This window comes from Streptomyces sp. NPDC050617 (genome assembly GCF_040654795.1).
In the GTDB taxonomy this organism is placed as follows: Bacteria; Actinomycetota; Actinomycetes; order Streptomycetales; family Streptomycetaceae; genus Streptomyces.
On sequence record NZ_JBFAIS010000002.1, the window covers coordinates 40,351 to 56,880 of the forward strand.

Genomic DNA, 16,530 nt, shown 5'->3' on the forward strand with positions numbered 1-16,530 from the left:
GCGCTGTACGGGCGTACGCCCCGCACACCGTGAGGGGAAGCCCCGTCTACCCCGCCGTCCGGGACGCCCGCCCAGGCCGGGGAGCCGGCGCCGGGCCCCGTACCGCGTCGCCCGCCGTCGGGTGCAGCCGCAGCGCCCCCGCCACCGTGCCCACGCACACCAGCGCCAGCAGGCAGAAGGCCACGCCGTACGCGGTGGTCGCCGTCGTGCGGCCGGGGAGCCAGTCGCCGATGGGGCCGCCGGCCCGCAGCGCGACCGTGGCGGCGGCCACGCCGAGGCCCGCCCCCATCTGCTGGGCGGTCGCCAGCAGCGTATTGGCGTGCCGGAGGCGCCCCGGCGGTATGTCGCTGAAGGCGATGGTGGAGTACCCGGTCAGCCCCAGCGACCGGGCCACGCCGCTGATCAGGGCGATGGCGGCGATCACCGCGATCGGCATCGCGCCGGTGATGAACGCGGACGCCACCATCGCGGCCCCGAGCCCGAGCCCGGCGGCCAGCAGCAGCGGGCGGAAGCCGTACCGCTTGAGGAGCGGCGTCGTCGCGGGCTTGATCCCGATGTTGCCGATGAACACGAACAGCACCACCACGCCGGACTTCACCGCGCTCCAGCCCAGCGCCTCCTGGAACAGCAGCGGCAGCAGGAACGGCACCGCGCCCACGGCGATCCAGAACGTCGAGCCGCCCGACACCGCGGCCCGGAACGTCTTCACCTTCAGCGTGCTCAGGTCCACCAGCGGGTTGTCGGTCCGCAGCAGATGCCACACGGCCGCGCCGAGCAGCAGCACCGCGAGCGCGCCGGTGACGAGCACCGAGCCGGCGCCGGCGGAGGTCTCGGACAGCAGGTGGGCGGTCCAGGTCAGCGCGCCGAGCCCGGTCGAGGTCAGGGCGACGCCCAGCCAGTCCAGGCGCGGCGGGGCGGCCCCGGCGGGCATGGCGGGCGCGGCCTCGATCAGCCGCCGGGCGACGACGAAGGCGACGACGCCGAGGGGGATGTTGATGAGGAACATCCAGCGCCAGTTCGCGTAGGTGGTGATCAGCCCGCCGATCAGCGGCGCGATGACGGGCGCGATCAGGCCGGGCCAGGTGATGTACGCCATCACGCGCGGCAGGTCCGGCTTCTCGGCCTTGGCGACCACCATCAGCCGGCCGACCGGCACCATCATCGCGCCGCCGGCGCCCTGGAGCACCCGCATGGCGACCAGCACGCCGAGGTTGGTGGCGACGGCGCAGGCGAGGGAGGCGAGGGTGAAGACGGTGATGGCCGTCAGGAAGACGCGCCGCGCACCGAACCGCGCGGTCAGCCACCCGCTGAGCGGTATCAGCACGGCCAGCGTCAGCAGGTAGGCGGTGATGACCAGGCTGATCGCCGTCGGCGCGACGCCGAGCGAGGCCCCCATCCGGGGGGCGGCGGTCGACACGATGGTGCCGTCCAGGTTCTCCATGAAGAAGCAGCCCGCCACCAGGAGAGCGGTGTTGCGATGCTGTGCGTGAATCATCAGGTTCCGTCTCTTTCGTGAATTCCTTTCATCGTCGAAGCCGAGACCTTGAACCACAAGGTCCGAGTCGGCAAGCCAGCATTGCGCGCCATGCATCAATAAGTGCGCTGGTCAGGGACGTACGGCTGCCTACCATTGCTTCCCATGCAACTACCCGACATGAATCTCTTGCCGGCCCTGGACGCCCTGCTCCGCGAGAGCAGCGTGACCGGGGCCGCCGCGGAGATGAACGTCTCGGCCTCCGCGATGAGCCGCACCCTGGGCCGGCTGCGCCGCGTGGTGGGCGACCCGCTGCTCGTACCGTCCGGGCGCAGCCTCGTCCTCACCCCGCGCGCCCGCGCGCTCCAGCCGCAGGTCGAGGCGGCGCTGGGACAGGCGCTGGCCGCGCTGCGGCCGCCGCGGCCGGTGGACATCGCCACCATGCGGCGGGAGTTCACCATCCGCACCAACGACGGGCTGGCCGTCGTACTCGGCTCCGCGCTGACCTCGCACGTCGTGCGCGAGGCCCCCGGCGTACGGCTGCGCGTCCTCCCCGAGGGCGACGAGGACCCCGCCGACCTGCGCGACCGCGTCGACCTCGACATCGGCTCGATGCACGAACTGCCGCACGACGTCCGCAGCGAGTTCGTCCTCCACCACCACTACGTCGCCGCGGCCCGCGCCGACGCGCCGTACGCGCGCGAGCCGCTGACCGTGGACCGGTTCGCCGCCGTCCCGCACATCACGGTCTCCCGCCGCGGCCGGACCCAGAGCGTCGTGGACGACCGGCTGCGCGAACTCGGCCTGCGCCGCGACGTCCTGGCGACCGTGCCCACCCACAGCGCGGCCTGCTTCCTCGCCCTGGAGACCGACGCCCTGGCCCTGGTCCCCTCGGCCTTCGCCGCCCGCGCCGCCCGGTTCATGCCCCTGGTCGTCTGGAACATCCCGCTGTCCCTGCCCCCGATCACCATCGAAATGGCCTGGCACCTGCGCGTCGACGCCGACCCGGCCCACCAGTGGCTGCGCACCGCACTCGCCGGGCTCGCGGCCGGCGCGGTAAGCGCGGCCGGAGCGGCCGGAGCGGTCAGTGCGGCCAGTGCGGCCAGTGCGGTCAGCGGCGGTTCGGCGGAGTCGGACAAGGCGGGCGCGTCGGGCGGGGCGGGCGGGACAGGCGGTTGAGCTGGTACGGACGTGTCCTCGGGGGCGTACGGTCCTGCCGGCCGAGCCGCCGCGAACCCGGCGACCGCGCCCGTACGCCCCGGAATCCGGTGGTCCGCGCCCCGCAAACCATTACCCACGTCCTACCCGAGGACCGGGGTCGAACGGATACGGTGCTCGCATGGTGAACGACCGGGCCGGGAGCGAAGAGCACGGGTACGGGCTGCTGATGGCCGCGGTGCCGCCCTCGAAGCAACCCATGGACGCCACCGGCGCGCTGCACCAACTCGCGGCCGTACCGCCCACCGTGCTGCTCGGCACGCCCTTCGCGTCCGTCGTCCAGCTCGTCGGCCCCGACGCCCCGAACACCGTCCTCACCCACCTGCGGACGGCCGCCGCCGCGCCCGGCCCGCTGCTGCTCTACCTGGCGGGCCACCTCCAGCTCGACCGCAAACAGCAACTGCCGCACCTCGCGTTGGCCCGTACGACCGCGAGCACCGTGCGCTACACCGCGCTGCCCTGGCACTGGCTCGCGGCCGAACTGCGCGAACGGCCGCCGGGCAGCACCACCGTCCTGGCGGACCTGGTCGCCGACGAGGCCGTCTGGCAGCGGCTGAACGCCGAACCGGGCTTCCTGTCCGGCCCGTACGCGCTGTACGGCACGGTCGCCCCGCCGCCCGCCCGCCGCCGCGACCGCCCGGCGCCGGTCTACAGCCAGGCCCTCGCCACGCTGCTGCGTACGAGACCCGAGCGCCCGCCCCTGGAGCAGCTGCACCACGAGGCGGCGAACCAGGCCGGGCTCGCCGCAGGCCAGGTGTACCTCCTCGCCAGCGCCGCGCACGCGCACGCGGTACCGGAACCCGCCGGGCGCGGGTCGGAGTCCGAGCCCATACCGCGGCATCCGGAGCCGGAGCCCGAGCCCGAGCGGGAGCCGGCGCCGGACCCCGCTGAGCGACTCGACATCCCGGTCCCGGCCCCGGCCTCGGAGTCGGAATCCGCTCCTCGTTCGCATCCGGATCCGGGTGCGGGTGGGAATGCGGGTCCAGGTCCGGAGCCGCGCCTGGAGACGCGTTCGGAACCGTCACCCGAGCCGTCCTCCGAGCCGGTCTCCGGGGCGTTCTCCGGCGCGCCCTCCAAGCCGGCCCCCGACCCGGTCCCCCGGCCGCGCCCCGAGCCGCGGTCCCAGCAGTCCCATCCCGCGCCCCACCCCGACCCGCATCCCGCCATACTCGAAGCCGCCCACGCCGGCCGGCACAGCGAGGCCGCCGCGATGGCCGCCGCGTGGGAGCAGGAAGCCTGGCGGGCCCACGGCCCCGGCTCGCTCGACGTCATCCACTGGACCGAGGTACGGGCCGACCTCGCGCGCCTGGCCGGGGAGCCCGCCAAGGCGTGCGGGCTGTGGATGCACGCGGCCGTGCAGCGCATGAACGCCGGCCAGCCGGAGACCCATCCGGAGGTCCAGGCCGCCGCCGACCGCGCCCACCACTGCTGGCAGCAGGTCGACGACCCGAGGGCCATACGGGCGCTGGGCCCCGAACTGATCGACCTGCGCACCCGCGTGCCCGGCAGCAAGGAGGGCGCGCTGCGGGCCGTACGGCAGCGCATCGCGAACCTCGACGACACCGCTTCGGCGGTCTGAGGGGCGCGGCGGTTCCCCCGCGCCGGAGTTTCGGTACGGCGTCCCGTACGTACATCCATCACACACCCGCCACACATGCGTGCGTATACGCGCTGCGTATAGTCCTCTCCCATGCCCTCTCCCGACGCACCGGCACGCACTGCTGCCATCGACCGTCACGCGCCCGCGACGACGAGCTCCAGCGCCCCCGCCGGCCCCGTCGCGCGGCTGCTCGTACCCGCCGTGCCCGCGCTGCTGTCGCTCGCGCTCGGGCTGTGGGGGGTCGGCCGGGGGCACAGCATGTGGCGCGACGAGGCGGCGACCTGGCAGGTCGCCCACCGTTCCGCCGCCGACATAGTGCGGCTGCTCAGCACGACGGACGTCGTGCACGGCCTGTACTACCTGTTCATGCACGCCCTCTTCGAGATATTCGGCGACAGCATGCTGACCCTGCGGCTGCCGTCGGTGCTGGGCGTGGCCGCGGCCGCCGGGCTCACCGCGGCGACCGGCCGCCGCCTCGCCGGGAGCTGGGCGGGGGCCGCGGCGGGGATCGCGTTCGCCGTGCTGCCCGTGGTCCAGCGGTACCAGCAGGAGGGACGCTCGTACGCGCTGGTCGCGGCGTGCGTCGCGGGGGCGACGTGGATGCTGGTCACCGCGGTTCAGCGCGGGTGCCGCCGGCACTGGTGGGGCTGTGCGGGGCTGCTGCTGGTGGCGGCGCAGCTGAACTGGTTCTCGCTGCTCGCGCTGCCGGCCTTCGCCGTGACCGTGGCGATCGCGGCGCGGCGGGGCGGGCGCCGCACCGTACGCGCCTTCGCGCTGCCGGCCGCGGTCGTCGTGCTCGGGTCGCTGCCGCTGATCCTGGCCAGCCGCTCCCAGGCCGACCAGGTCTCCTGGATAAAACCGCCCACCCCCGCGACGCTGATCGGCCTGCTCGCCATGGCGGTGGTCGCCGTGGGCGCCGCCTTCGTGCCGCATCCGCGCTCCGGCCCGGCGACGACGGCCACGGTGGCCCTGCCGCTGCTGCTCGTACCGCAGTCGGCGCTGGTGCTGATCTCGCTGGTCAAGCCGGTGTACGTGGACCGTTATGTGGTCTTCGCGCAGACCGGGGCGGCCCTGATGATCGGCCTGCTCCTGGGGGTCGGCGCGACGGCGGCGCACGCGCGGTGGCCGAGCGTACGGCCCTGGGTGCCGATCGCCGCCGTGAGCGGGGTCGCGGTGCTCGCGCTGCTGCCCGTGGAGACGGGGCTGCGCGCGTCGACGAGCCGCGTGGACGACGTGTTCGCGCCGGCGGAGGCGGTCTCGGCGGTGGCCCGGCCGGGCGACGGCGTCCTGTTCATACCGGCGGCCCGCCGCGACACGGCACTGGTCTCCCCCGAACGCTTCCACGGCCTCAAGGACCTCGCCCTCACCGAGACCCCGCTCCAGTCGCGCACCCTCAAGGGCGAGGAGGGCAGCCCCGCGCACATACGGACGGCCATCCTGAAGTCGTCCCGGATAGTGCTGATCACCGACGCCAAGCCGTCCTCCGGCGCCGCCCGCCGCGACGTCGCCAAGCGCGGCACGCTCGCCGACCACTTCGTACGACTCAGCGACACGGTCACAGGGGGGCGGCGGGTGGAGGTGTACGAGAAGAAACAGGCCGACGGGCGTCCGACCGCCAAATGAGTCTTCGTGCAAACTGGGGCAAAGCAGCCGAAAGGAGGCAGGGCGGCGATTCCGATCCCCGGATGCGCGGCCCTGGCCATTCCCATGGACATCACCCTTCGGATCGCCCAGCACCCCGAGGCCGACGAACTGCTCGGCCGCAGCCCGCTGGCGGCCCTGGTCGGGATGCTGCTCGACCAGCAGGTCCCGATGGAATGGGCCTTCTCCGGGCCGCTGACCATCGCGCAGCGGATGGGCGGCGACGACCTGGACGCCCACGAGATCGCCGCGTACGACCCGGACGCGTTCGCCGAACTGCTGAAGGCCAAGCCCGCCGTGCACCGCTACCCCGGCTCCATGGCCAAGCGCGTGCAGCAGCTCTGCCAGTACCTGGTCGACCACTACGACGGCGACGCGGCGGCGGTGTGGCGCGGGGTCGACAGCGGCGAGGAGGTGCTCAAGCGGCTGAACGAGCTGCCCGGCTTCGGCAAGCAGAAGGCGCAGATCTTCCTGGCCCTGCTGGGCAAGCGGCTCGGCGTACGGCCGCGGGGCTGGCGGGCGGCGGCGGGCCCGTACGGCGAGGAGGGCGCGTACCGCTCGGCCGCCGACATCACCGGGCCCGAGACGCTGAGCAAGGTCCGCGCCCATAAGCAGGCCCTCAAGCAGGAGGCGAAGCGAGCGGCGGCGGCTGCCGCCGACAAGACGTGAGCGGAGAAGCGATGATGCGCGCCTCCCCGCCGTCCACAGCCTGTGTATAACGCTCGTGTGGCGGGGAGGAGAGCGTCCGCCGGGGCACCGTTCGCGGGCGCGGGGGCACCATTGGCGGACGCCGGTCCCCCGGCGGCGGGCCGAGCGCCCTCAGTCACGCCCCCTGCCCCAGGTATCGCTCCTGGTATGCGGCTGATTGTCGCCTTCGCACTCTTGCGCCATGGCTGCGCCGGGAGCCGCTCGCCCGGTAGGCTTTCCGTGTGATCTTCAAGCGCATCGGAAACGGGCGGCCGTACCCCGACCACGGCCGGGAGAGCACCCGCCAGTGGGCGGATGTCGCTCCTCGCCCGGTACGCCTCGACCAGCTCGTGACCACCAAGGGCCAGCTGGATCTGGAAACGCTCCTCGCGGAGGACTCGACGTTCTACGGCGACCTGTTCGCTCACGTCGTGAAGTGGCAGGGCGACCTGTATCTGGAGGACGGGCTGCACCGCGCGGTGCGCGCCGCGCTCCAGCAGCGCCAGGTGCTGCACGCGCGCGTGCTGGAACTCGACTGAGCGCATCAGGCCGGTATTGACCCTTTCGGGTTGGGCTGTACGCAACCCGTTGATCATTTAGTAGGCATTGGTATCGGGCCGCACTACGCTGCGGCCATGAGCATGCTCACCCCTCCCGGCATGGGCGGAAAGTACCGCATCACGGGCAATCGCTACCCGCATATGCGCCGCCCACGAAACCGCCGCAGGATCGCTCTCGCCGTGGTGGGCGCCGTCGCCGCGCTCGGCCTCGTCGGGTGGGGGACGGTGCAGCTCATCGGCGTCTTCACCGGCGGGAGCAGCACGGCGCAGGCGGCGCAGGACAAGCAGGGCGGCAGCGACGACTGCGCGAAGGGCGGCGACCGCCCCCGCGCCCGCCCGGTCACGCTGCCCGAGCCCGGCGCGATCACCGTCAACGTCTACAACGCGACACCGCGCGGCGGCCTCGCCAAGACGACCGCCGACGAACTGAAGAGCCGCGGGTTCAAGGTCGGGAAGGTGGGCAACGCCACCGCCGAGTACGACAAGAAGGTCAAGAGCAGCGGCCTGCTCCTCGGGGCGCCCGCGGCCGCCGAGGGACCGCTGAAGGTGCTGGGCACCCAGCTGGCGGGCGCGCAGGTCAAGAGCGACGGCCGCAAGGGCGGGGACGTCGACCTGATCATCGGCTCGGAGTTCAAGAACCTGACCCCGAAGAAGGACGCCGCACAGGGCCTGGCCGCGCTGTCCAAGTCGCAGCCCCAGCCGACGCCTTCGGGAGCGAAGAAGTGCTGATGGGGCGCTGATGCTGATGCGGACGCACGGGCGTACAGACACAGGCGGGGGGGCGGGCGTCAGGCGGTGGCTGCTGCCAGGCTCTCGACCCGCCGCAGTACCCGCCCCGCGCCGTCGTCCATGCCGATGCGGTGCGCCAGTTCGGCGGCGCGGCGGCGGTAGCCCCGCTCCTCGACGGCGGTCCGGATCGCCTCGCCCAGGCGCTCGGCGCTCAGTTCGCCGAAGGGTACGGGGGCGGGGCCGGCCCCCAGTTCGTACACGCGTGAGGCCCAGAACGGCTGGTCGGCCATGACCGGGACGGCGACGGTCGGCGCCCCGGCCCGTAGCCCCGCCGCCGTGGTACCGGCGCCCGCGTGGTGGACCACGGCCGCCATCCGGGGGAAGAGCCAGTCGTGCGGCACGTCCCCGATGGTGAGCACCTGGTCCCCGGCCACGTCCAGACCGGCCCAGCCGGCCTGGACGACCGCGCGCGTACCCGACCGGCGCACGGCGTCCACGATCAGGGGGCCGAGCCGTTCGCCGAGGCCGGGGGCCATGCTGCCGAAGCCGAGGAAGACGGGCGGCGGGCCGGCCGCCAGGAAGGAGCGCAGTTCCTCGGGGGGCTGCCAGGAGGAGGTGAGAGCGGAGCCCGGCTCGGTCTCGGTCTCGGGCCACCAGTAACCGGCCATGTCGACCTCCGGCGGCCAGTCGGCGGGCCGCGGCAGAACGGCCGGGCTCACGCCGTGGCTGATGGGCCACCCTTCCTTGCCCTGCCAGCGCCGCCACGCGGCGCCGACCGCGGCCTCGGGCAGCCCGAGCCGACGGGCCAGGCGCGGCAGGACCTCGGCGTAGAGGGCGTGGGCCCGGTCGAGCGTGCGCTCGCCCGCGGCCCGGTTGCTCAGCGGGGTGCCACGGCCGTCGGGGTCGGAGCCCGGCAGGGCGAAGGCGTCGTTCGGTACGGCCGGCGCGAGGTAGACCCCCATGCTGGGCAGGCCCAGCCCCTCGGCCACCAGACAGCTCAGGGGCGCCTGGCCGAGGCTCGAAAGGATCACGTCGGTGCCCTGTTCGGCCGCCTCGGCGACCCCTTCGCCGAGATTGCTCAGGAATTCGGCGGTGACCCGCTGCTTCTCCGCCTCCGACCGGCCCTCCGTACGGGCCCGGATCAGCTCCTGCGGGTCACCGGGCAGCGTACGCACGTCGAATCCGCCCGCGCGCACCATGTCCGCGAACGTGTGATGCGTGGCGAAGGCCACGTGGTGGCCCGCCTCGCTCAGCCGCCTGGCGAGCCCGGTATAGGGGGCGACGTCGCCCCTCGATCCGGCTGTCACGACCATGATCCGCATGCGGGGGAGCGTACTCGCGGACCGTATGGGCCGGGGGGCGGGGGCCGGGATCGAGGTCGGGATCGGGATTGAGGTACGGCAGAGGGCCGCTCACCGATGTCCGGCGAACGGCCCTGTCACCTCGTGCCCTGCTGCGGGTCGATGCAGCTCTAGCCGGCGGTCCCGTACATCCGGTCGCCCGCGTCGCCCAGGCCGGGGACGATGTAGCCGGAGTCGTCGAGGCGCTGGTCCACGGAGGCGGTGACGACGGTGACCGGGGTGCCCGCGAGCTCCCGCTCCATGACCTCGACGCCCTCGGGCGCGGCCAGCAGGCAGATGGCGGTGACGTCGTCCGCGCCGCGCGAGATCAGCTCCTTGATCGCCGCGACGAGCGTGCCGCCGGTGGCGAGCATGGGGTCGAGTACGTACACCTGCCGACCGGAGAGGTCGTCGGGCATCCGGGTGGCGTACGTGGACGCCTGGAGCGTCTCCTCGTTGCGGATCATGCCCAGGAAGCCGACCTCGGCGGTGGGCAGCAGCCGGACCATCCCGTCGAGCATGCCGAGCCCGGCGCGCAGGATCGGCACCACGAGGGGCTTCGGGCTGGAGAGCTTGACGCCGGTGGTGGCGATCACCGGGGACTCGATGTCGACCTGTTCGGTGCGCACGTCACGGGTCGCCTCGTAGGCGAGCAGCGTGACCAGCTCGTCGGCGAGGCGCCGGAAGGTGGGGGAATCGGTGCGCTTGTCGCGCAGCGTGGTGAGTTTGTGCGCGACCAGGGGGTGGTCGACGACGTGAATCCGCATGACATCGACAGTAACCGAGGCCGGAGGGGGCGTCGCTCCCTGGTTCCCGGGTCTGGGGCCGATGGTCGGGGGCGGGGTGGCGGCGGGGGTGGCCGCGATTCTGCTGCGCTGGCATCAACCCGCTGAATGGGGGAAAAATTGCGAGAGGAAACGAGAGAAAAGGCGAGGGGGAGGCGGGAAAGGGGAGGGGAAAGGGAGCGGGAAAGGCGAAAGTGGCCACGTAGGCCCGGTTGGTCGCACCGGGCGGGAACCTCGGCCCGAGGTGGTGTGTCCCATGGCTGACCGAGACGAACGGCCGGATGGACGGCTGGATGGACGGCTGGATGGACGGCCGGATGGACGGCCGGATGGACGACGCCGAGACGATCGGCGGGACGGACTCCGGAATGAACGGCGGGGCGGCAGGCGCCGAGGAAACGGGGCCGGGGCCGGGGCCGGGGCCGGAAACGGAATCGGGACCGGAAACGGGAACGGAAACGGGAACGGCGTGGAGGGAGGCGGGGCCGGGTCGTGGGAGGTCCGGGGGTGGACGGCCGAGGGGGAAGAGGCGCCCGCTCCGACAGCGCACCGTCGCGATTCCCCAGAGAACCCCGAGGCCCCCGAGGCCCCCGAGAACCCCGAGAACCCCGAGAACCCTGAAAACGCCGCGAACCCCGGAAATGCCGCGAACTCCCCGGATTTCCCGCCGGAAGCTCGCGTGCCGGAATCCCCCGGGTCCCCCGCCGCCGCTCCCGAGTCGGAGTCGGAGTCGGACGCGGACCGACGGCGCAGACGGGCGCAGTTTCTCCGTGAGCTGAACGAGGCGAAGGAGTTGCGGGACCGGGTGCAGCCGCGCCGGGCGCGGGCGGCGCGAATGCGCCAGCAGATGCGGATGCGTACGTTCCGTTGGTGAGCGGAAAGGGCCCCGGAAGGAGCGGCCCACAGGTCCGTACGGGCGGAGCGTGAGCGACATCTCTTCGGACTACTGCACGACGCAGCGCGGAAGACCTCTCGCAACGCGTCGCTTTCTGCCACGATTCCGAGTGGGCGGGGTGCGTTTCCCGCCCGGCCGGCACCGCCTATGACCAGTGGGAGAGTCACGGTGTACTTCGCCGCACTGCTCGCGCGCACCGAAGACGGGTGGCAAGCGAGCGACACAGAACTCGACAACGTGGAGACGCTGTCCGATCTGGCCGACCTGGCCCGTGAGTCGGCAGTGGACGATGACACGGTCCTCGTGTTCATCGAACAGGAGGACGCGTGGTTCGCCGTCGTGCGGGTGGACGGCGAGGAGGACCCGCGCGTGTACCTCTCGGACGCCGCCGCGGCGACCCGCAGCTCGTACGGCGCGATGCTCGCCGACGAGCTGCTCGGCCGCGACGACGAAGTGGACGACCTCGACAGCCTGGTGGACCTGGACGGCACGGAGGACGGGGAGCCTGAGACGGACGACGACGAGGACGACACCGCGGCCGCCGACGAGCCGGTGCCGGCGGGCCCGCTCGGCGAGGGCGAGATCCTCGCGGACCTCGGAATGCCGGAGCGGCGGCTGAAGTCCCTCAACGACGACGCGCTCGGCGAGATCGCGGACATGCTGGGCTGCACGGAGGTGCTGGAGGCGGTGCGCTGACGGCCGTAGGGCGAATGTCGCCCACACTGGTGGCATGACCGCCGCACCCGACCACCGCCCGTCCCCCGCCGAACCTTCCGCCGAGCCCTCCGCCGAACCCTTCGAAGCCGACCGCGCCCCGGACCACGACCCGGTCCGGGCGCCTTGGCATGCCGCGATGCGGCTGGCCCTGGCGGAGGCGGTACGGGCGCCGGAGACGGGCGACGTACCGGTGGGGGCGGTCGTGCTGGGCCCGGACGGCGCGGTGCTCGGCCGCGGCCGCAACGAACGCGAGGCGACGGGCGACCCGACGGCGCACGCGGAGGTCCTGGCGGTACGGGAGGCGGCGCGGGCGGTGGGCGAGTGGCGGCTGACGGGCTGCACGCTGGTGGTGACGCTGGAACCGTGCACGATGTGCGCGGGCGCGATCGTCCTGTCCCGCGTGGACCGCGTGGTCTACGGCGCTCTGGACGAGAAGGCGGGCGCGGCCGGCTCCCTCTGGGACGTCGTACGCGATCGCCGCCTCAACCATCGCCCCGAGGTCGTCCCCGGCGTCCTCGCCCCCGACTGCGCCGCCCTCCTCACCACCTTCTTCCGCACCCCCTGACCGCCGCCGACCGCTTCCCGGTACCCCCACCCGGTAACCGATTTCGGCCCACGGCCCACCGTCCGCTAAGCTTCATCTCGGTAGCGTGTCCGAGCGGCCGAAGGAGCGCGCCTCGAAAGCGCGTGAGGGGGCAACTCCTCCGTGGGTTCAAATCCCACCGCTACCGCTCAAGGGAACCGCCCCCGACCTGCGAAAACAGGTCGGGGGCGGTTTTTCGTTGCTGTTGCGTGCAGCAGTTGTGCCGCACGGCTCGCCCCTCATGCGTCGGCCGTCGGCCGGGGTGGAGTGGTTCGCCGTACGGAGCCGGCAACGAGGGGATCACTGTGTGGCCAGGGCCTCGGTCGGGGCGAGGCGGGCCGCGCGTACCGAGGGGTAGACGCCCGCGATCACGCCGACCAGGACCGCGCCGCCGAATCCCGCGGCCACCGCGCCGGGCGGGATCACCGGTGGCCAGTCGCGCCAGGCCGCGTAGCCGAGGGTCGCCGCGGCCCCGATGACGGTGCCCGCCACTCCCCCGAGGCCGCTCAGGACCACCGACTCGGTGAGGAACTGGCCCCTGATCTGGCCCCGGTTGGCGCCGAGCGCCCGGCGCAGACCGATCTCCCGGCGGCGTTCGAGGACCGAGATCACCATGGTGTTGGCGACGCCGACGCCGCCGACGAGCAGCGCCACCGCGCCGAGGCCGAGGAAGAGCGCGGAGAACGTGTTCTCGGTGGCCCGCTTGGCGGCCAGCGCGTCCGAGGGGCGGCTGACGTCCACCAGGCCGGGCGACTGCGGGTACACCGTCGCCGCGAGGACGTCGCGTACCTGCTCGATGGCGTCCTCGCGCGCCTTCACGTAGACGACCGTCGGATGGCCGTCGAAGGCCAGGCGCTCGCGGGCGGCATCCCAGCCGACCAGGACCGAACTGTCCAGCTCCGAGGCGAGCGGCACCGGCGCGAGGATGCCGACGACGGTGAACATGTCCTTGCCGACGGCTATTTGGGGCGCCTGACCGCCGCCCAGCTTGGTCCGGTCGACGCCGAGCCGGGTCGCCGCTTCGTGGCCGAGTACGACGGTCGGGAAGTGGGAGCCGGCCGCGTCGAGGAAGTGACCTGTCTGCATATGGGCGTTGACCGACGGCAGCAGGTCGGTGCGCGCCGCGAGCGCCGCGATCCCGGCGCCGTCGCTCTCCGGCACCTTGTCCGAACGGCGCACCTTCGCATGCGTGTTGCCGACCGCACTCGCCCCGGTCACCGGCCCCACCCGGCGCGCGGAGCCGACCGCGCTCTCGGGCAGCAGTACGGGCGGCTTGTGGTCGGGCGCCGGCTCGGCGCGCAGCATGTTCGTGCCGAGCGCCGACAGCTCGTTCATCAGCGCCTTGTGGCTGGAGGCCGGGATGCCGATGACCAGGATCAGGGTCGCGATGCCGATGGAGATGCCGAGCGCGGAGAGCGCCGCGCGCAGCTTGCGGGTCCGTACCCCGAGCAGGCCGAGCCGCAGGATGTCGCCGGGAGAGAGCCGTACGGGGCGCACGGATTCCGACGCCGCCCTCACGAGGACGTCCCGGACGCCGTGTCGGCGACCACGCGGCCGTCGAGGAGCTCCACGCGGCGCGGCAGCTGAGCCGCGATGTCCCGGTCGTGGGTGATGACGGCGATGGTGGTGCCCTCCGCGTTGAGTTGGGTCAACAGGTCGAGTACGGCACGGCCGTTGGCAGTGTCCAGAGCGCCCGTCGGCTCGTCCGCGAGGACCAGCGAGGGCCCGTTGACCAGGGCGCGGGCGATGGCCACCCGCTGGCGCTCGCCGCCCGACAGCTCGTGCGGGCGGTGCCCGGCGCGGTGCGCGAGGCCGACGCGGGCCAGCGCCTCCAGGGCCAGCGGCCGTCTCCTGCGGCGGGCGACTCCCGCGTACAGCAGGCCCGTCGCGACGTTCTCGGCGGCGCTCAGGCCCTCCGTCAGGTGGAACTGCTGGAAGACGAAGCCGAGCCGCCCGCCGCGCAGCGCGGACAGCTGCCGGTCGGTGAGGGCCTCCACGTCCTGCCCGTCGATCTCCACGCTGCCCTCGGTCGGCCGGTCCAGGGTGCCCATCAGGTTGAGCAGCGTGGACTTGCCGGAGCCGGACGGGCCGAGGATCGCGAGCAGTTCGCCGCGTTCGACGGTGAGCGAGACCCGGTCGAGGGCCGTGACGCCGCCCGCGTAGCGGCGGGAGGCCGCGCGGACGGCGAGGACGGGCGGGACGGCGAGGACGGGCGGGACGGCCTCGTGCCTGCCGTGCGGTGGTGCGTTCTCGTTCTCGTACGCGCCGCCGTGCGGTGGCACGTTCTCGTACGCGTCGTGCGGTGGTGCGTACGCCGGTTCCGGGGTTGTGCCGTACGCCGCGCCCGAGGCTGTGCCATACGCCGGTTCCGGGGTCACGAGGCCACCACGACCTTGGTGCCCTCGGTCAGGCCCTTGCCCGTCACCTCGACCATGCCGCGCGAGAACATCCCGGTCTCCACGGCGATCAGGCCGCCGCCCGGCCGCTGCACCGCGTAGCCCCCCTCGCTGAGGGCGAGGAGCGCGCCGACCGGGACGGTCAGTACGCCGTGCCGGGTCTGCGAGGTGAACTTCACGCGGACCGACGCCGCGTCGAATTTCCCCGGGGCGGAGTCGGTGAGGTGCACGGTGACGTCCGACTTGGCGGGACCGCCCGAACCGGAATCCGCGTCCGCGCCGCCGCCCGACGAGACCCGGCTGATGTTGCTGACCTCGCCCGGCGTCTCCTTGCCGTCCGGCAGCATGACGGAGACCTTCGCGCCCTTCTTGATGGAGCCGACGTCGGCCGAGTCCACCGATACGGTCACCGCCTTCGCGGTCGGTGTGAGGGTCAGCAGCTCCCCGGCAGCCTCGTCGCCGAGCTGTGCCTTGACCACGCCGACCCGGACCTCGCCGGGCGCCACCACCACGTCGCCGACGTCGAGGGAGCCGGTCGGCGCCATGCCGACGTGCTTCTGCCAGCGCTTGATCGCGGCGCTCAGCGAGGCCGTGAACCGCCCATGGTCCGCGCCGGCGCCGGCCGTCCCGTTCCGGTCGGCGCCGCCGGAGCCGCCGGGCACCCCGTCGAAGTCGTATCCGAGCGCCCGCAGATTGTCCGCGACGACCTTCACGTCGGGGCCCTCCGCGCCCGGCTTGTCCAGCTTTCGGTAGAGCGGGGTCGCGCCGTAGAAGACGGGCACCGGCCGGTCGTCCACCTTGTACAGGGGCTTGCCGCGGGTCACGGTGGCGCCGCTGGCCGGCAACCAGGTCACCACGCCCTTCTTGGCGCCCTTGACCGGCTTCTCGGTCCCGTAGCCGAGCGTGCCGCCCAGTTCCTGCGTGTCGGAGAGGTCCGCGCGCTTCACGGCGGCCGTCTCGACGGCCGCCTTGCCGGTGGCGGCCGTCGACTTCGAACCGCCGTCGCCGAGGACCAGCACGGCGCCGCCGGCGATGGCGGTCACCACCAGGATGCCGACGGCCAGGAGAACGGCACGGCGTCGCCGGGGGCGGGGCCCGGGGGCGTCTGCGTATGCCTCTGCGTACACCGCCTCGCCGTCGGCCGTCGGCGCCTCGTACTCAGTGCTTGCCACCGAAGGCCTCCAGCTCGCAATCCTTCTCGATCTTGTCCTTCTCGGCAGTGCTGAGGCCCGTCGTCTGCCCCGTGTAGCTCCAGTCCGTGCCGTGTTCGCCGCCGAGGGCGACCTTCAAGCCCTTGTTCTGCATGCACTTCACATCGGCCGCGAGCATCTGGTCGAACTTCGGGTTCTTCTTGCGGTCCAGTACGTCGGGCCCCTGCGGCATCTTGTTCTGGCACTTCGTGTACGCGGCCTTCGGCTCCTCCTTGCCCCCCGGGGGGAGGACCTTGCCGTCGGGACCCGCCGGAAGGTCATGGCCCCGCTCGCTGTTCATGCGGACGCCGTTCTCCTTGAGGCAGCCGTAGTAGCGGTCCCAGATAGCGGCGATCTCCTCGTCGGACGAGTCGAGGCGCCACCGGGGACGGCCGCTGTCGGACGAGGCCTTGCCGGAACCGCTCTTGGCGCCCGCTCCGGGCTTGCCCGTCTCGATGGACGCGACACCATCGGCCCCGCCGGCCCCGCCGGCCTTGTCGCCCTTCGCCTCGTCGCCGCCCCCGCCGCAGGCGGTGAGCAGAGCGGTCAGGGCAAGGGCACAGGCGGCGGACGTAAAGGCGGTCCGTGCGGAGCGGTTCCGTGCGGAGCGGTTCCGTGCGGAGCGGTGAGGAGTGGAGCGGTGAGGAGTGGAAATCGGCATGCCACGAGCGTGTCGGCCGGATGTGAAGAACTTGTCAGACCAGTGTCGCCATGC

The 16,530-nt window shown here is 73.0% G+C and carries 16 protein-coding genes and 1 tRNA gene; 10 read left to right on the top strand and 7 right to left on the bottom strand.

Annotated features, from left to right (window positions below; all coding sequences use genetic code 11):
• Positions 1 to 46 precede the first annotated feature (46 nt).
• A complete protein-coding gene (locus AB0I49_RS02835) occupies positions 47 to 1,495 on the bottom strand; it encodes a DHA2 family efflux MFS transporter permease subunit (RefSeq protein WP_363225004.1) in 1,449 nt (482 codons plus the stop codon).
• A gap of 144 nt (positions 1,496 to 1,639) precedes the next feature.
• Between AB0I49_RS02835 and AB0I49_RS02840 the strand changes: the two genes are divergently transcribed.
• The 6 genes from AB0I49_RS02840 to AB0I49_RS02865 all read left to right on the top strand — a co-directional run bounded on the left by AB0I49_RS02840 (position 1,640) and on the right by AB0I49_RS02865 (position 7,909).
• Positions 1,640 to 2,653, top strand: coding sequence for a LysR family transcriptional regulator (locus AB0I49_RS02840; RefSeq protein ID WP_363225006.1), 1,014 nt, complete (start codon positions 1,640 to 1,642; stop codon positions 2,651 to 2,653).
• 160 nt (positions 2,654 to 2,813) lie between these two features.
• Positions 2,814 to 4,271: a hypothetical protein gene (locus tag AB0I49_RS02845; RefSeq protein WP_363225008.1), complete on the top strand. Its 1,458-nt coding sequence runs from the start codon at positions 2,814 to 2,816 to the stop codon at positions 4,269 to 4,271.
• 111 nt (positions 4,272 to 4,382) lie between these two features.
• Positions 4,383 to 5,915, top strand: a complete 1,533-nt coding sequence (locus AB0I49_RS02850) for a glycosyltransferase family 39 protein (RefSeq protein WP_363225010.1) — start codon at positions 4,383 to 4,385, stop codon at positions 5,913 to 5,915.
• Between the two features lie 84 nt (positions 5,916 to 5,999).
• Positions 6,000 to 6,602 carry an HhH-GPD-type base excision DNA repair protein gene (locus tag AB0I49_RS02855; protein ID WP_363225011.1) on the top strand — a complete coding sequence of 201 codons (603 nt, stop codon included), beginning with the start codon at positions 6,000 to 6,002 and terminating at the stop codon, positions 6,600 to 6,602.
• A gap of 260 nt (positions 6,603 to 6,862) precedes the next feature.
• Positions 6,863 to 7,159: a type II toxin-antitoxin system VapB family antitoxin gene (locus tag AB0I49_RS02860; protein ID WP_003999914.1), complete on the top strand. Its 297-nt coding sequence runs from the start codon at positions 6,863 to 6,865 to the stop codon at positions 7,157 to 7,159.
• 96 nt (positions 7,160 to 7,255) lie between these two features.
• Positions 7,256 to 7,909, top strand: a complete 654-nt coding sequence (locus AB0I49_RS02865; RefSeq protein ID WP_363225012.1) for a LytR C-terminal domain-containing protein — start codon at positions 7,256 to 7,258, stop codon at positions 7,907 to 7,909.
• A gap of 59 nt (positions 7,910 to 7,968) precedes the next feature.
• Here AB0I49_RS02865 and AB0I49_RS02870 read toward each other — a convergent pair whose 3' ends face one another.
• On the bottom strand, positions 7,969 to 9,231 hold the full coding sequence (locus AB0I49_RS02870; RefSeq protein WP_363225013.1) for a glycosyltransferase: 1,263 nt from the start codon (positions 9,229 to 9,231) through the stop codon (positions 7,969 to 7,971).
• Positions 9,232 to 9,380: 149 nt separating this feature from the next.
• Positions 9,381 to 10,016 (bottom strand): uracil phosphoribosyltransferase, encoded by a 636-nt coding sequence (gene upp, locus AB0I49_RS02875; protein ID WP_030886410.1) that lies wholly within the window; start codon positions 10,014 to 10,016, stop codon positions 9,381 to 9,383.
• A 697-nt stretch (positions 10,017 to 10,713) separates the two neighbouring features.
• Here upp and AB0I49_RS02880 point away from each other — a divergent pair.
• The 4 genes from AB0I49_RS02880 to AB0I49_RS02895 all read left to right on the top strand — a co-directional run bounded on the left by AB0I49_RS02880 (position 10,714) and on the right by AB0I49_RS02895 (position 12,377).
• A complete protein-coding gene (locus AB0I49_RS02880) occupies positions 10,714 to 10,908 on the top strand; it encodes a hypothetical protein (RefSeq protein WP_363225014.1) in 195 nt (64 codons plus the stop codon).
• A 189-nt stretch (positions 10,909 to 11,097) separates the two neighbouring features.
• On the top strand, positions 11,098 to 11,625 hold the full coding sequence (locus AB0I49_RS02885; protein ID WP_363225015.1) for a hypothetical protein: 528 nt from the start codon (positions 11,098 to 11,100) through the stop codon (positions 11,623 to 11,625).
• Between the two features lie 34 nt (positions 11,626 to 11,659).
• Positions 11,660 to 12,211: a tRNA adenosine(34) deaminase TadA gene (tadA, locus tag AB0I49_RS02890; protein ID WP_363225016.1), complete on the top strand. Its 552-nt coding sequence runs from the start codon at positions 11,660 to 11,662 to the stop codon at positions 12,209 to 12,211.
• A 79-nt stretch (positions 12,212 to 12,290) separates the two neighbouring features.
• A tRNA-Ser gene (locus AB0I49_RS02895) sits at positions 12,291 to 12,377 on the top strand.
• Positions 12,378 to 12,529: 152 nt separating this feature from the next.
• On the opposite strand, the gene AB0I49_RS02900 is transcribed toward AB0I49_RS02895, so the two are convergent.
• Genes AB0I49_RS02900 through AB0I49_RS02915 form a run of 4 tightly spaced genes read right to left on the bottom strand, consistent with a single transcriptional unit; the run spans position 12,530 to position 16,476 of the window.
• Positions 12,530 to 13,747, bottom strand: a complete 1,218-nt coding sequence (locus tag AB0I49_RS02900; RefSeq protein WP_363225017.1) for an ABC transporter permease — start codon at positions 13,745 to 13,747, stop codon at positions 12,530 to 12,532.
• On the bottom strand, positions 13,744 to 14,607 hold the full coding sequence (locus tag AB0I49_RS02905; protein ID WP_363225018.1) for an ABC transporter ATP-binding protein: 864 nt from the start codon (positions 14,605 to 14,607) through the stop codon (positions 13,744 to 13,746). Before AB0I49_RS02905 ends, AB0I49_RS02900 begins: the two co-directional genes overlap by 4 nt.
• Positions 14,604 to 15,797 carry a peptidoglycan-binding protein gene (locus tag AB0I49_RS02910; RefSeq protein WP_363225019.1) on the bottom strand — a complete coding sequence of 398 codons (1,194 nt, stop codon included), beginning with the start codon at positions 15,795 to 15,797 and terminating at the stop codon, positions 14,604 to 14,606. Before AB0I49_RS02910 ends, AB0I49_RS02905 begins: the two co-directional genes overlap by 4 nt.
• Positions 15,784 to 16,476: a hypothetical protein gene (locus tag AB0I49_RS02915; RefSeq protein WP_363225020.1), complete on the bottom strand. Its 693-nt coding sequence runs from the start codon at positions 16,474 to 16,476 to the stop codon at positions 15,784 to 15,786. Before AB0I49_RS02915 ends, AB0I49_RS02910 begins: the two co-directional genes overlap by 14 nt.
• Positions 16,477 to 16,530 lie beyond the last annotated feature (54 nt).

Excerpts from the sequence above, each read along its gene's own strand:
- AB0I49_RS02865 (WP_363225012.1), top strand. The coding sequence starts at position 7,256 with ATGAGCATGCTCACCCCTCCCGGCATGGGCGGAAAGTACCGCATCACG.
- AB0I49_RS02870 (WP_363225013.1), bottom strand. The coding sequence starts at position 9,231 with ATGCGGATCATGGTCGTGACAGCCGGATCGAGGGGCGACGTCGCCCCC.
- AB0I49_RS02840 (WP_363225006.1), top strand. The coding sequence starts at position 1,640 with ATGCAACTACCCGACATGAATCTCTTGCCGGCCCTGGACGCCCTGCTC.
- tadA (WP_363225016.1), top strand. The coding sequence starts at position 11,660 with ATGACCGCCGCACCCGACCACCGCCCGTCCCCCGCCGAACCTTCCGCC.
- AB0I49_RS02845 (WP_363225008.1), top strand. The coding sequence starts at position 2,814 with ATGGTGAACGACCGGGCCGGGAGCGAAGAGCACGGGTACGGGCTGCTG.
- AB0I49_RS02855 (WP_363225011.1), top strand. The coding sequence starts at position 6,000 with ATGGACATCACCCTTCGGATCGCCCAGCACCCCGAGGCCGACGAACTG.
- AB0I49_RS02915 (WP_363225020.1), bottom strand. The coding sequence starts at position 16,476 with ATGCCGATTTCCACTCCTCACCGCTCCACTCCTCACCGCTCCGCACGG.
- upp (WP_030886410.1), bottom strand. The coding sequence starts at position 10,016 with ATGCGGATTCACGTCGTCGACCACCCCCTGGTCGCGCACAAACTCACC.
- AB0I49_RS02835 (WP_363225004.1), bottom strand. The coding sequence starts at position 1,495 with ATGATTCACGCACAGCATCGCAACACCGCTCTCCTGGTGGCGGGCTGC.
- AB0I49_RS02850 (WP_363225010.1), top strand. The coding sequence starts at position 4,383 with ATGCCCTCTCCCGACGCACCGGCACGCACTGCTGCCATCGACCGTCAC.